Here is a 13,121-nt window from a genome sequence, read left to right as displayed (position 1 = left end):
CCTGCTATCCGAAGGCGGGGGCTAGTTGTGTGATGCCACGCCCGTGAGCCGAAGCACCTCATTGGCGCATCCCCACGACAACGTGAAGCCCCCGCCCCCATGGCCGTAGTTGTGAAGCAGACACGGGTGGTCCGCGTCGCGCGCCACCCGTGTCACCCGTCGCATCGGCCGAAATCCGAGGCGGACTTCAACGACACGCAGCGCGGCGACGCCATCACACAGCCCGGTGCATCGGCGTACGATGTCCTCGACCTGCCGCTCGCCGATCACGGTCGACGTCAGGTCGGGATCGGCGGTGCCGCCCAGTACGATGTCCTCGTTCCGTTCGACCACGTATGTCGGCGCCTGCGGATCGGAATCGTCGATGAAGCAGCCGCGCACGGCGGCGTCGCGCTCTGCCCGAAGCACAATGGCGCGCGACAACGATAAATCGCTGTCGCCAAACGGCCGGCTTCCATAACCGCAGCAATTCACGACGTGCTCGGCGTCACCGAGCAACGACGCCGGATCGCCGACGCGCTGCGCCACATACCGGCCGCCGAGTTCGAGGAACAGCGTCATCAGGTAGCGAAGATAGACCGCTGCGTCGGCCACGGGCACGTCCATGCGGTAAGCGCAGGCGAAACGCGACGGCACGTCCGCTGGCGCCAGACGCTCAAGACCGCTGGCGCATTCCGTCCACCACGGCGGCCCGGCATCGCGTTGAAAATATTCGGTGAGCACGCGCATCCGCACGCCTGACGCCGCGTCGGCGGACAGGCGACGCATCGTCGCGTAGGTTTGCCGGGCGCGTTCGAGATAGACGAGGTCGGGCGCCTGATAAAACGGATGCCAGATGGCCGCCGCGAGCGCCGACGTCGTCTGCGCCGGCCCCTCTGCCGCGTAGATAACGACGTCGCACCCGGCCAACGCCATCGTCACGGCCGTCGTCAGGCCGCTGACCCCGGCACCGAGCACAATGATGCGCGGGCGGATCACGGCTGCGCCTCCGATTGCACGTATCCTGGGTCGTCAGGCATGCGGCGCGGCGCAGCTTCGACATAGCCCCGCAGTTGGCCGGGCGTCACAGCGTCAAAACACTGCGGAGATTTCAGGCCGCTTCCCGTCCCGAGCAGCACCACGCGCGACCGGGGCTCGATGCGCCCCGTCGCGAGACACTCGCCCAATGCGGCGTAGCCGGCGGCCGTCGACGGTTCGAACCACAGGCCGAAGCGCTGCGCGAGATTGCGCGCCGCCGCCATGATCCGTGCGTCACTGAGTGCGACGCACGCGCCGCGCGTGGCGCGCAAGGCATGCAGGGCCGCGAAATGATCGCGCGGACGACCGACCGCCAGACTGTCGGCCACGGTGTCCGGGCTGACCTGCGTGGGCGACGCAGGCAAGGCCATGGCATCGTCGCAGGCGCGCCAATCGCGCGTGATGCTGCTTGCGCTGTCGGCCTGAGCCGCGAGCAATCGCGGCATGGCGGAGGTAATGCCGAGCGAATAGAGATCGAGAAACCCCGCCGCGATGCCTGACAGAATGTTGCCGTCCCCCGTCGGCACGATGACCCAATCGGGCACACGCCAATCGAGCGCTTCCGCCATCTCGAACGCGCATGTCTTCTTCCCCTCGCGCGTGAAGGGATTGATGCCCGTATTGCGACAGCACACGCTAGCGTCGTCGGCCATGCGCTCGGCGATGTCGAAGGCGTCGTCGTAGCTGCCCTCGACCTCGCAGACCTTCGCCCCATACGCGCGAATCTGCGCGAGCTTCACGCGAGGCGTGCTTGCCGGCACGACCACGGTGGCCGACATTCTCTGCGACGCCGCGAGGCACGCCAGCGACGCACCGGCATTGCCGGTCGATGCGGTCACCGCATGCTGGCACCCGGCGCGTTTGGCGACCGCCAGCACCACATCGGTGGCGCGGTCCTTGAGCGATCCGCTTGGGTTCCGCGCCTCATCCTTCACCCAGAGACGGACGCCGCTGTCGTCGCCGCAATCGACCAACGGCGTGGCGCCCACGACCAACCGGCTCGCCCAGTGGGCTTCCACCGGAAGGAGTGCGCCATATCGCCACATTCCCCGTCCCTGAAACGTATTCACGATGTCCGCGGCGCATGGCGAATCCGCGTCCACCCGCCGTTGAATGCGAAGATTCTGCGCACACACGGGGCAGCGATAACGGATCGCGCCCCACGACTGCGGCGTTGCACACCTCACACACACGTAGTGGTACGAAAACGGCGGCCTCACGCGAGGCATCCCGGATTCAGCAGGTGCGCCATCACGGCATTCTGCGCATGAAGTCGATTCGCGGCCTGGAGGAAAACCCACGACGACGGGCCATCGATCACGTCGTCCGTCACCTCCTGCCCCCGGTCAGCGGGAAGGCAATGCAGGTAGCCTGCGTCGGGCGCTGCGCGTCGCATGACGTCGGCGTCGACGCACCAGTCCCGGTACCGCTCGAAGACGTTGTGCATGACGGCCTCGTCGACCGGATCGCCGTGACGTTGCGGAAGATGCGCGAGACTGCACCACGATTTGGCGTAAACGGCGTGCGCATCGGTCACGCCGTCGCGCAGATCGTGGGTCACGCGCAGACGCGCCCCGGTCTGCTCGGCGAACCGCGTGGCCGCGGTCATCACCTGCGGATCGAGGCCGAGCGATGGCGGATGCGCAAGCGTCACGTCCATCCCGGATTTCACTGCGGCGAGCAACAGACTCTGCGGCACGGCCACTGGCTTGTGCCAGCTACCGGAATACGCCCAACTGATGCACAGCCGCCGGCCGGCCAGCCCGCCCAATTGCTCACGCATCGTCATCACATCGGCAAGCGCCTGACACGGATGAAAGCGGTCGCACTCCATGTTGATGACGGGCACCCGACTCGACTGAGAAAAAGCTTCGAGATGACGATGTGCCGCACCGTACACCCACCCGGCCGGTGCGCCATACATGCGAATGGCAATCGCGTCGCCATAGGATGAGAGCACGCGCGCCACGTCGGCCACGCGCTCCGTTGAGTACGGAATCTCCGCCTCGGGTAGCGCGGGCGTATAGATCCCGTTCAGCGGATCGAGGACGATCGCATGGCCGCCCATTCGCGACAGTCCGGTCTGGAAGCTACTGCGAGTGCGTAACGACGCGTTGTAAAACAGAAAGTAGATCGTTCGGCCGCGCAGCGCAGATTCCGTGTGCTGCGGATAGCGGCGCTTGAAGGCGAGCGCCGCCTCAAGGAGTGCGCGATACTCCGCCGCACTCATGGTCAGATCGGGGGCTAGCCAGTGGCAATTCACAGATCTCTCCTGGTGGTGTATCGGCGAAGCGCGGGGACAGCACAACGTTGCCCGCCGGGTTGAACCGGTTCGGCCGCATGATCGCGTGCGTCGCCACGTCAGCGGCTCGACTGGCCGACGCTCAAGGCGGCCGCCAGCGACTCGCTTGTTGCGCGAAGCGTTCCGCGCAGGCCATGCCCAATCGCTCGAACAAGCGCCGTGGCACCCGCGCCGCTTCCATCATCTGCACGCCCACTTCGAGCGGGTCGATGCTCTCGCGGATCACACGATCGGCTTCAGTGGCATCCAGCCCGACGGCACACAGATGCGCTCGCAACACCGGCAATTCAGGTGCAAGAAACGCGGTCATCAGGTCCGGAAGCAGAGTGTCGAGAAACGCGCGGTCCGCTGGGGATAACGACGGAATCCACTCGCTGGAAAAGCGGACAAACGCCGCCTGATGACGTCGTTCGTCGGCGCCATGTTCGCTCAGCATTGCGCGCACGGGCGGGTAGATATCGTCACCGGCCCCCGCCTGCCGCAGCGTGCCTGTGATCAATGTCTCGGTCACCGTTGCCGCTGCGACGATGGCCATCTCGCGATGCGTTTCGGGCACCGCCTCACACAACGCCAGCACGCGTACGACACTCAGCGATGGCGTTCGCGCCAGCTCATACCCCGCCTGTTTCAACAGATGTCTGCGGAATCGCTCCATCATCCACGTGTGAAATCCCTCGTCCGTGTAGATGGCGAGCAGATCGTCACGGCTGACCGACGCGATGCCAGGCATGTCGAGCATTTGCTCGATGGCGCGATTCACGATGTGTAGTTCGACACGTTCCGTCTTGTTCAGGTAATCGGCCAGACGGCGCGCACTCAACTGCTGCCGAGCCGCCTGACCGCGTTCACAGACCAGCGGATGCGTGGCATACGGCATGAGCGACAGGTTGAAGAACAGGTGCTCGGGCCGCAGCGGCGGGAACGGTGCCTCCCCGCCGCCGCGGGTCACGGCGGCGACGTCTCGCCACGGCCGCTGCCCATGCTCGACCGACCCGCCATCGCCGGGCATGCACGTTGCAACGCTGCTCCCCGTATGCCGATCAGACATGCGGGAACGCCGCGACGACAAGCGCCGGTTGATGCGCGCTCAGCGATACCAGGCTGGCCCGTTCCGGCCCTAGTCCGATGCCGGCCAGCGGCGCGCCGATTTGCCGCTCGACGAAATCGACGAAGCCATGCATGGCGGCATCGAGCTTGCCTTCGCGTCCGAGTGTGAGTGAGTGCTCGGACAGTCCGGGATAGATCAGCACGTCGGGCATAACGTCGCTGGACAGCACGTCGCGATTTACACGCATCGGCACGCCCTGATAAGTCGAATGGAAGTAGTGGGCCAGGCAGTCGACCTTGTTGAGGTAGACGCAGTCGATAGCGTGGGCCTTGACGATCTCTCGCAACTGCGCGAGATCGAGCATGCCGATACGACGCGGGCGCCCCGTCCCCGTGCCGTACTCGCCGGTGAGCATGCGAAGCGCGGTGCCCACGTCGAACGGATCGTTGGAGCGCAGCAGTTGTTCCGGCGAGAAGCGTACCTGCTCGTCGGTCACGCCGAGGTGAGACTGGGACGCGTCATCGCAATATTGCGCCGAGCGCTCGCCCCCCAACTCCGACGGAAACGGGCCACGCCCCACGCGCGACATGATGGCCTTCGCCACGCCGATGGTCCGACGGTGGTACTTCGGCGACAGATCGCCCCCCACATACGCATATGCCGGCACCGTGTGGCTCGACGTGACATACGGCTGACAGCCGTCAACGACATCGAGCAACACCGACTGCGCCCCTTCGAACAACACCCTGGCGCCTTGCTTCACGCGATTCGCAAGCCATCCTCGATCGGGTTCGATGTAGGCGCGCAAGGTGTCGGCGACTTTCGGCAGGCTCAACAACAGATCCGACATTTCGGCGACCCAGGGCGACGTTCCCCCGTCCGCGTTGATCATGCGCGTGAAGACATCGCGCATCGAAGCTACGGTGTCCGCCTCGCTATTGAGCAGATCGCCGAGCATCAGATTGACGCGTTTGTCGTTGCGCACACGCAGGGCGCGATCCGCGTAGCACGGCCCGATGCCGTTACCCGTGGTACCGATCGTGCCGCCGCCGCGTCGATCCAGCGCAATGTGGTGGGGCTGCACGAGCGCGGCTCGCGCACTGATGCGTAGCCGGCCCTCGAGCGCGACGCCCATCTCGCGGAGTTGTTCGATCTCGTCAGCCAGCTTCCACGGGTTGAGCGCGCACCCAGACCCGATGTACAGCGTGGCGTGGGGATGAAACACGCCTGAGGGCAGTTGCTTGAGCGCGATGCGGCCGAAGGGCGTGTCGATGGTGTGGCCGGCGTTGGCGCCGCCATTGAATCGGGCGATCACGTCGTACCCCGCAGCGAGGGCATCGATGATCTTCGCTTTGCCTTCGTCGCCATATTGCAGACCGACAAGGACGTCGGCGAAGCCTTCGGCGGGAGGCGAAGCGAGGTGAGCGGCGGGGAAGGAGGCGCTACAGGTAACGGAGGTCATGCGCGTTGCATATCGTGGAAAAAATGGGGGATGGGCGCCTGCTGCGCAGCCAACTGTTCATAGACCCAACGCCCGACGGCAATGTCCAGGATGCCCAGACCGAACGGCGAAAACACAATCGGTCGATCACGCACCGGCGCCTGTCCGCCACAGAGCAAATGCGGCAGCGACGTCGTGACGAAGCGCCGATGACCGGTCTCGACTTCAGCGAGATGAAGCGAGGTCATCGCCCGCAGACAATGATCGATGTCGTCGACGACATTGTGGGACGCAAGAACGACCGCTGGCGCAAGGTCGCGAAGCGAGAGGTGCAGCACGACAGGGCAGTGAGAGAACCATTCCGGGTCGTTCACATAGGGCGAGGGCGCCGTCGTGGTGAATACGATCACGTCCGACGCACGAACGGTGCGTTCGAGCGAGGCTTCGGTACGCGCGTCGTAGCCGAGGCGCGTACTCATGCGGGCGGCAAGTGCCGTGGCGTAGTCCGGGTTCAGGTCGTGCACCGTCACGTCACCAATGGGCAGTGCCGCGAGCGGCAGACACTCGGCCACATGGCGTGCGATCACGCCGGCGCCGACAAATGCCACGCGCAGGCTTCGCGCTGAGGTCTTGGCCGTCGCCTTCGTGGCGAGCGCGTCGCTGGCGAGACACCGTAGCGCGCTGATCGCGCTCGCCGCCGTGCGCGCCGCGCTGATGAGGCTCGCTTCCATGCACGCCATCGGATAGCCCGTCGCCCCATCGTTCAGAATGAGGACGGCCGACGCGCGCGGCATGCCACGTTCGATGTTCGCGGGAAAGCTCGATATCCACTTGATGCCGGTCACCGCCTCGCCGCGGTCATCGCGAAGGTGCGCAGGCAACGCGATGATGCGATTGCGTTGCGCGTCGGGAAAGCGGAGAAACTGACTCTCCGGATTGACGGTGCGCCCGGCGTGATGCGCGCGATACGCCGCTTCGACCGTTTCGAGAACGGCAGCCTTCCCCGTCCCGAGAGTCGAACTGACCTGCGCTCCGGTGAACACACGAAATTGCGGTAGCGGTAGTGCGTTCATGGCAATGAAGGATCGACGGTATCGACGAGTGGCGACGGTCCGCATGGCGAACGCGGGCGGCCATCGATACAGGTGGCGGCCCAATCGGGGTCGTAGAGGGTGTCGAGATATTTGTCGCCCATATCGGGAGCGACGGCGACGACTGTGTCGCTGGCGGCGATCTCGACCGACGACAACTGCACGGCACGCAACACGCTGCCCGTGGACCCGCCCGCGAGCAAACCGCGCGCGGCCAGCGTGTGGCACATGCGGAGGGTTTCGGCCTCGTCAACGTAGACGATGGCGTCCGGCGGCTCGGCCTGCGACGCCTCAGACAACGCCGGGCGGCAACTCATGCCCAGTCCGGGGATGCGGCGAGGCCCGGGCGGGCCGCCGAACGTCACCGAACCGACGGCATCGACCGCAATGACACGGGTCGGCAGTCGATGGGCGCGCACGTAACGCAGGCAGCCCATCAATGTGCCGGTGGTGCCCGCGCCGACAAACAAGTGGTCGACGTTGCGATAGGCCGCGAAGATTTCCGGCGCCGTCCATCGATAGTGCGCACGCCAGTTGCCTGGGTTGGCGTACTGATTGACCCACACCCAACGCGGGTTACGCGCCACTTGCTCACGGATCCACGCGATGCGGGTGCCGAGATACCCCCCCTGCGCATCGCGACGTTCAACGCGCACCACGTGCGCGCCCGCCGCCTGCATGGCACGGATCGCATGACGCGACGTGTTGGGATCCGTGACGCAAGTGAACGGGTAGCCGCGATTTGCGCACACCATCGCCAGCGCCATCCCGAGATTTCCCGAGGACGATTCGACGATCCGCGTATTCACGTCAACGCGGCCGGCCACCTCCAGATCCTCGATGAGTTGAAGCGCAGGCTTCAGCTTGATGGAGCCGGCCGGGTTCAGACCTTCGAGCTTGAGGTGAACCGTGGCGCGACACAGCCCGTCAATCGCCGTGAAAACGGGGGAGGTCGGTCGCAGAAAGGCGCCATCGACGCGCAGCCCCTGGCGATCGCGCGTTGTTTCGCGTTGCGCAGGTTCGACCTGCGGCGACGCCACCCACGTTTCGTGCTGGTTCCCCACCCCGACCTCCCAATGTCTCGCCCGAAGGCGATTCGATGGCGTGGCGTAGCGAAGGCAATCCGCAAGGCCCTGTGCTCATGCACGCCGTGAAGCGCCATTTAAGCGAATCGGGCGTGCGCAGAACACCTGCAAGGTCGTGTAGGACGCAGGATACGGTGGGGTGTCAGGGCGCCAGCGGGAGGGGCCGGGTCCGCGAAACTCAGCGAAACTCAGCGAGGCCGGCCGCCGCGTCCGATGTCCTGAAGGCGAACGACGGCATTGCCGGCCGCATCGGTCTTCTCGGGAATTTTCCAGGCGTGCCCGTAGACGAGTTCGAACGTCAATGCGATCGTGCCGTCCGCACCGCGCTGACGTTCCAGCGCCGCACGCAAAGCCGCAAGACGCGCCCGCCCGGTAAGGCCCCTACGACGCTCGGGTCGTGGATTCACGCCGAGCAAACGCACGTCGCGCAGCAATGTGTCAGGCGTTTCGAACGTCAGCGTGAGGCGCTCCATGTCCGTGACGGGGGTATCGAATCCACTCGCCACCATCATGTCGCCCAAGTCATGCATGTCCGTCGGCTCAAGGGCATGCGGCGCGTCATCGACTTCCGCCCACGCCGCTCGCAACTCCCGCAGGGTATCGGGACCATAGGCCGAAAACATCAGCAAACCGTCGTTGCCAAGCACGCGATGCCATTCGGGAATGACGCGATGCGGCTCGCGATACCAATGGAGCGCGAGGTTCGACCAGACGAGATCGAAGGTGCGCGGCGCGAACGGCAGCGCGGAGAAATCGGCCTGCACGACGCCATAGGGCGGCGCACTGCGCAGCAGTCGGCGCCAACCGGTTGCTGCGCCTGCCGCCGCGGCGGCCTTGACCATCGCGAGCGACGCATCGAGCCCCACGCGATAGGCCTCGGGGTAACGCTCGCCGAAGCTCAGCAAATCGCCGCCCGTGCCGCATCCGGCATCGAGCACGCGGGTCGGCTTCAGCTTGATGTAATCGAGTCGGCTCGCGAGCCGCGATGCCACCTCCCGCATCAGGAAGTCGGCCTGCGGCCAGTTCGGCGCTCGGCGGTCGAACGCAGTGCGCAAAAAGCGAGCGGAGAACGCGGCGGACGGGGTCGGGGGAGCGGCGGAAGGCTTCATGGGACGGGCGAAAAGGCGAGTCGGCAGTATACTCGTTGCTGTCCGAATGCATCGTGCACCGCCACGCGCCCCGGCGCACGCCGTTCCATGCCGAGCATCGACGATGTCGACCGCCCCGCCTTCCCACCACTTCATCGCCGCTATCACCTTGCCCTTCCTCCCTGCCACCTTGCCAACGCTCGCCAAGCTTGCTGGCGGGTGGCTGCGCATGGCGTTGCCCGATCACTGCGCGCTTTGCCACCGGCGCGCACCGCGGCAGATCTGTGCCGATTGCGCACACGCCTTCGACGCCGACCGGCCTGATGCGCCGTTGCGCTGTCGCCAATGTGCGGTCGCATTGCCATCGCGGCCCACTTACGCGGACGAAACGGACTCGCAAGGCATCGGAGGTGCGACAATTTGCCGCACCCCACCCCCGCTCGTGTGCGGACAATGTCTGCGGTTGCAACCTGCGTTCGACACGACACTGACGCTCGCAGACTACGTGGCACCGCTCGATGCGCTGATGATTCGTCTGAAATACCATGGCGCCCTGCCATTCGCACGCGAGTTCGGCGAACGCCTCGGCAACGCCCTCTCGAATTGCCGAGACGAGGCTGCGCTGCTGGTGCCCGTACCGCTTGCGCCGTCGCGACTCGCGACGCGGGGTTTCAACCAGGCGTGGGAACTCGCGCGGGTCGCGTCGCGGCGGGCGCATCTGCCCGCCAGCGCCCACGTGCTGCACCGTGAGCGAACGACCGCCGCGCAGCGACGCCTGTCGCGCGATGAACGCCGACGCAACCTGCGCGGCGCCTTCGTCGCGAGCGACCAAGTCCGTGGGCGTCGGATTGTGCTTATCGACGACGTGATGACGACGGGTGCGACGTGCGACGCCGCGGCCGCCGCCCTCAAACGCGCCGGCGCAGCGCATGTGATTGCGGCAGTCGCATTGCGCACGCCGCTCACCTCATAACTCTGTCTCAACGCTCATGTTCAACGTCGTTCTCGTCAGCCCCGAAATTCCGCCGAACACCGGCAACGTCATTCGCCTGTGTGCCAATACGGGCGCGCGCCTGCACCTGATCGAACCGCTAGGCTTCCCGCTCGACGACGCGCGTATGCGCCGCGCCGGGCTCGACTATCACGAGTATGCCGAGATGAAGGTCCACCGGGATTGGGCCGCGTTTCTGAGCGCAGAAGCGCCGGATCCCACGCGCATGTTCGCGTTGACGACGCGCGGTTCGCGCCCCTTCGGCGAGCTGTCGTTCGCCAAGGGCGATTGGTTTGTGTTCGGATCGGAAACTCGCGGCCTCGCCCCGGAACTGCTCGATACATTCGCCGCGACGCAGCGCGTGCGACTGCCGATGCGCCCGGGCAATCGCAGCCTCAATCTTTCGAATACGGTTGCCGTCGTGGTCTTCGAGGCGTGGCGTCAACAGGGTTACGCCGGCGGGTCCTGACTCGCCAGTTCGGCGCGATAACGCGCCAGCATCGCACCGTCGAAACAAACGAACTCGACGTGCTCGATGCTCGGGAAATGCGGCAGCGCGTCGCGCACGGCGAAGACAGCCAGCGGCACCGCCAGCTCGGGGGGATAACCGTAGATGCCGCAACTGATGGCCGGAAACGCTACGCTGCGACAGCCGTGCGCCGCCGCCAGACGCAAGCTCTCGCGATAGCAGCTCGCGAGCAGCGCAGGCTCATCGTTCGCGCCGCCGTGCCATACCGGCCCCACCGTATGAATCACGTATTTCGCCTTGAGTCGAAATCCCGGCGTGAGCTTGGCCTGTCCCGTCGCGCAACCCTGCAGTTTGCGACAGGCGTCCAGCAATTCCGGGCCGGCGGCACGATGGATCGCCCCGTCGACACTGCCGCCGCCCAGCAGCGATTCGTTCGCGGCATTCACGATGGCATCGACCGACGATTGCGTAATATCGCCTTCGGAGGTGTGGAGATGGGCAACTGGCGACATGGGTTCGACTCCCTTGTGCGAGTGCCGACGACGGGATTCCGCCATCGGGGAAACGGCGCGCCGACTATCCTGCGAAGCATCGCAGGCCGGTCATGCTGCGCCGGGCGAGACCGGACAACGTCGCAACGTGCCAGTGAAGCGTCAGGGTGACGCCTCACCCCGCAGGGGTGTCGTCCTCTCGTTCCGCGCGGGCATCGCGCCGCAGCAGGGATTCCACCGCCGCACGGGCCGGTAGCCCCTCGAACAGCGTAGCGCATACCGCGTCGGTAATGGGCATTTCAACACCGTGCGCGCGGGCCAGATCGCGCACCGCACGTGCACATCGTACGCCTTCCGCGACGTGCCCCAACGATGCCAGCACGTCGTCGAGCGACTTGCCCGACGCCAGTTGCAGACCGACGGTACGATTGCGCGACAGATCGCCCGTTGCCGTCAGGATCAGATCACCCATGCCGGCCAGCCCCATGAACGTCTCGGGCTTGCCGCCCAGCGCGACGCCCAGGCGGGTCATTTCGGCCAGACCCCGCGTGACGAGCGCCGCGCGGGCATTGAGTCCCAGACCGAGTCCGTCGCTGACACCCGTGGCGATGGCGAGCACGTTCTTCACGGCGCCGCCGACCTCGACGCCGACCACGTCGTCACTCGAATAGATGCGCAGCGCGCCGAAGTGACACGCGGCGATCGTCAGTTCGCACAGCGACGGCACCGCGCTCGCAATGGTCAGCGCCGCCGGCAGTCCCTGGGCGACTTCGCGGGCGAAACTCGGCCCGGAGAGCGCGCCGCCCGCCACCTGAGGGAAGACCTCGGCAACGATCTGGTGTGGCAGCAGTCCGGTATCGGACTCGAAACCCTTGCACAGCCAGATCAGGTTGTGCGGCGCATCGGCCGCAAGCGCCATATGGCCGGCCAGTGCCCGCAGGCCGGCCACGGGCACAGCCGCTACGCACAAGGCGCGTTCACCCGTGCCATGCGTGAGCGCCGTTGCGAAGTCGGCTTCGAATCGCAGACGAGGCGACAGCGGCGAACCAGGGAGGTAGAGGGAATTTTCGTGCGAGGCGTTCAGTTGCTTCACGAGCGCCGCATCGCGCGCCCAAAGGACAACCTCATGGCGTGCCGCCATGTGACTCGCCATCGCGGTGCCCCAGGCACCTGCACCGAATACGGCAATCTTCATGAGAGAGGCCTCGACGCGAAGGCCGACGCCGGGCCGGCCGTCGCGTCGATCAAGCGCAAGCGCTTAGTGGGTCTGGGCGGCCGAGCCGTCGGGCATCACGATGCCCGGGGCCGGCGTTTCGCCGTTGGCCGCCTGTTGCTCGGCCAGTTGCGCCAGTCGCTGTTCGTACAGTGCCTGGAAATTCACTTCGGCCAGATGGATCGGCTGGAACCCGGCACGGCTGATGGCATCGGCCACGTTGGCGCGCAGGTACGGGTAGACGATCGTCGGGCAAGCAATGCCAATGAGGGGGTCGAGTTGTTCGACGGGCACGTTGCGAATCTCGAAGATACCGGCTTGCTTACCTTCGACCAGGAACGCGACCTTGTCCTTGATCTTGGCCGTCACGGTGGCAATCACGGCGACTTCGAAGATTTCCTCGGCCAGGCGTTCGGCGGCGACGTCCAATTGCACTTCCACGGTCGGCATCTCTTGCTCGAGGAAGATCGCGGGCGAATTCGGCTGCTCGAGCGACAAATCTTTCAAGTAAGCGCGCTGGATGCTGAAAAACGGCTGATTCTGGTCGGACATTTTGTTTCCTTGGGATAAGACAGCCGCGCAGACACGCGGCTGGGCGCACTATTTTGCGGGCGGTATCAGGCGGCTTGCAAGAGCGGCACGAGGCCGCCGGCACGGTCGAGTGCCGACAGATCGTCGTAACCGCCAATGTGGCGCTCGTCGATGTAGATCTGCGGCACGGTGCGGCGCCCTGTGCGCGTCATCATTTCCTCGCGGCGGGCGGGTTCCTTGTCGATCAGAACCTTCTCGATTTCCTGAACGCCACGCTGACGCAGCAGTCGCTCCGCCATCTGGCAATACGGGCACACTTGCGTGCTGTACATCACGATCTTCGGCATGACTGGC

At 65.7% G+C, this 13,121-nt stretch carries 14 protein-coding genes; 2 read left to right on the top strand and 12 right to left on the bottom strand.

Translation table 11 applies throughout. From position 1 onward, the window contains the following. Positions 1-21: 21 nt before the first annotated feature. The 8 genes from BGP02_RS10620 to BGP02_RS10585 form a co-directional block, all read right to left on the bottom strand. Positions 22-978, bottom strand: coding sequence for an FAD-dependent oxidoreductase (locus BGP02_RS10620; RefSeq protein ID WP_017232693.1), 957 nt, complete (start codon positions 976-978; stop codon positions 22-24). Next, positions 975-2,087 (bottom strand): threonine synthase, encoded by a 1,113-nt coding sequence (locus BGP02_RS10615; RefSeq protein WP_286798460.1) that lies wholly within the window; start codon positions 2,085-2,087, stop codon positions 975-977. The genes BGP02_RS10620 and BGP02_RS10615 overlap by 4 nt, the downstream gene beginning before the upstream one ends. A gap of 146 nt (positions 2,088-2,233) precedes the next feature. After that, positions 2,234-3,280 carry an ornithine carbamoyltransferase gene (locus BGP02_RS10610; RefSeq protein ID WP_261939309.1) on the bottom strand — a complete coding sequence of 349 codons (1,047 nt, stop codon included), beginning with the start codon at positions 3,278-3,280 and terminating at the stop codon, positions 2,234-2,236. A gap of 121 nt (positions 3,281-3,401) precedes the next feature. Next, positions 3,402-4,367: a diiron oxygenase gene (locus BGP02_RS10605; protein WP_261939310.1), complete on the bottom strand. Its 966-nt coding sequence runs from the start codon at positions 4,365-4,367 to the stop codon at positions 3,402-3,404. After that, entirely contained in the window at positions 4,360-5,829 is a 1,470-nt protein-coding gene (locus BGP02_RS10600; protein ID WP_286798459.1) for an adenylosuccinate synthetase, read from the bottom strand. Before BGP02_RS10600 ends, BGP02_RS10605 begins: the two co-directional genes overlap by 8 nt. Then, complete coding sequence (gene sbnB, locus BGP02_RS10595; protein WP_286798458.1) at positions 5,826-6,881, bottom strand: 2,3-diaminopropionate biosynthesis protein SbnB; 1,056 nt, start codon at positions 6,879-6,881, stop codon at positions 5,826-5,828. Before sbnB ends, BGP02_RS10600 begins: the two co-directional genes overlap by 4 nt. Beyond that, positions 6,878-7,963 carry a 2,3-diaminopropionate biosynthesis protein SbnA gene (gene sbnA, locus BGP02_RS10590; protein ID WP_286798457.1) on the bottom strand — a complete coding sequence of 362 codons (1,086 nt, stop codon included), beginning with the start codon at positions 7,961-7,963 and terminating at the stop codon, positions 6,878-6,880. Before sbnA ends, sbnB begins: the two co-directional genes overlap by 4 nt. Positions 7,964-8,172: 209 nt before the next feature. Continuing rightward, on the bottom strand, positions 8,173-9,093 hold the full coding sequence (locus BGP02_RS10585; RefSeq protein ID WP_017232700.1) for a methyltransferase domain-containing protein: 921 nt from the start codon (positions 9,091-9,093) through the stop codon (positions 8,173-8,175). Between the two features lie 103 nt (positions 9,094-9,196). Between BGP02_RS10585 and BGP02_RS10580 the strand changes: the two genes are divergently transcribed. Next, positions 9,197-10,045, top strand: coding sequence for a ComF family protein (locus BGP02_RS10580; protein ID WP_157211379.1), 849 nt, complete (start codon positions 9,197-9,199; stop codon positions 10,043-10,045). A 16-nt stretch (positions 10,046-10,061) separates the two neighbouring features. Then, positions 10,062-10,532, top strand: coding sequence for a tRNA (uridine(34)/cytosine(34)/5-carboxymethylaminomethyluridine(34)-2'-O)-methyltransferase TrmL (gene trmL / locus BGP02_RS10575; RefSeq protein WP_017232702.1), 471 nt, complete (start codon positions 10,062-10,064; stop codon positions 10,530-10,532). Here the strand turns inward: trmL and BGP02_RS10570 are convergent. The 4 genes from BGP02_RS10570 to grxC all read right to left on the bottom strand — a co-directional run bounded on the left by BGP02_RS10570 (position 10,514) and on the right by grxC (position 13,114). Further along, positions 10,514-11,044 (bottom strand): O-acetyl-ADP-ribose deacetylase, encoded by a 531-nt coding sequence (locus tag BGP02_RS10570; RefSeq protein ID WP_150551805.1) that lies wholly within the window; start codon positions 11,042-11,044, stop codon positions 10,514-10,516. The two genes, trmL and BGP02_RS10570, sit on opposite strands and share 19 nt — an antisense overlap. A 154-nt stretch (positions 11,045-11,198) precedes the next feature. After that, positions 11,199-12,218, bottom strand: coding sequence for an NAD(P)H-dependent glycerol-3-phosphate dehydrogenase (locus BGP02_RS10565; RefSeq protein ID WP_017232704.1), 1,020 nt, complete (start codon positions 12,216-12,218; stop codon positions 11,199-11,201). Between the two features lie 63 nt (positions 12,219-12,281). Beyond that, complete coding sequence (gene secB, locus BGP02_RS10560; protein ID WP_017232705.1) at positions 12,282-12,788, bottom strand: protein-export chaperone SecB; 507 nt, start codon at positions 12,786-12,788, stop codon at positions 12,282-12,284. Between the two features lie 65 nt (positions 12,789-12,853). After that, positions 12,854-13,114, bottom strand: coding sequence for a glutaredoxin 3 (gene grxC, locus BGP02_RS10555; RefSeq protein ID WP_017232706.1), 261 nt, complete (start codon positions 13,112-13,114; stop codon positions 12,854-12,856). Between the last annotated feature and the right edge of the window lie 7 nt (positions 13,115-13,121).

Origin of the sequence: Pandoraea sp. 64-18 (assembly GCF_001899225.1) — a bacterium.
GTDB lineage: Bacteria > Pseudomonadota > Gammaproteobacteria > Burkholderiales > Burkholderiaceae > Pandoraea > Pandoraea cepalis.
Note: the sequence above shows the minus strand (reverse complement) of the source record. Positions and strands in the feature narration are given on the sequence as shown.

Coding starts and splice junctions, on each gene's coding strand:
- BGP02_RS10585 (WP_017232700.1), bottom strand. CDS start 9,093: ATGAAGCCTTCCGCCGCTCCCCCGACCCCGTCCGCCGCGTTCTCCGCT.
- BGP02_RS10580 (WP_157211379.1), top strand. CDS start 9,197: ATGTCGACCGCCCCGCCTTCCCACCACTTCATCGCCGCTATCACCTTG.
- BGP02_RS10570 (WP_150551805.1), bottom strand. CDS start 11,044: ATGTCGCCAGTTGCCCATCTCCACACCTCCGAAGGCGATATTACGCAA.
- trmL (WP_017232702.1), top strand. CDS start 10,062: ATGTTCAACGTCGTTCTCGTCAGCCCCGAAATTCCGCCGAACACCGGC.
- BGP02_RS10605 (WP_261939310.1), bottom strand. CDS start 4,367: ATGTCTGATCGGCATACGGGGAGCAGCGTTGCAACGTGCATGCCCGGC.
- grxC (WP_017232706.1), bottom strand. CDS start 13,114: ATGCCGAAGATCGTGATGTACAGCACGCAAGTGTGCCCGTATTGCCAG.
- BGP02_RS10600 (WP_286798459.1), bottom strand. CDS start 5,829: ATGACCTCCGTTACCTGTAGCGCCTCCTTCCCCGCCGCTCACCTCGCT.
- BGP02_RS10565 (WP_017232704.1), bottom strand. CDS start 12,218: ATGAAGATTGCCGTATTCGGTGCAGGTGCCTGGGGCACCGCGATGGCG.
- sbnB (WP_286798458.1), bottom strand. CDS start 6,881: ATGAACGCACTACCGCTACCGCAATTTCGTGTGTTCACCGGAGCGCAG.
- secB (WP_017232705.1), bottom strand. CDS start 12,788: ATGTCCGACCAGAATCAGCCGTTTTTCAGCATCCAGCGCGCTTACTTG.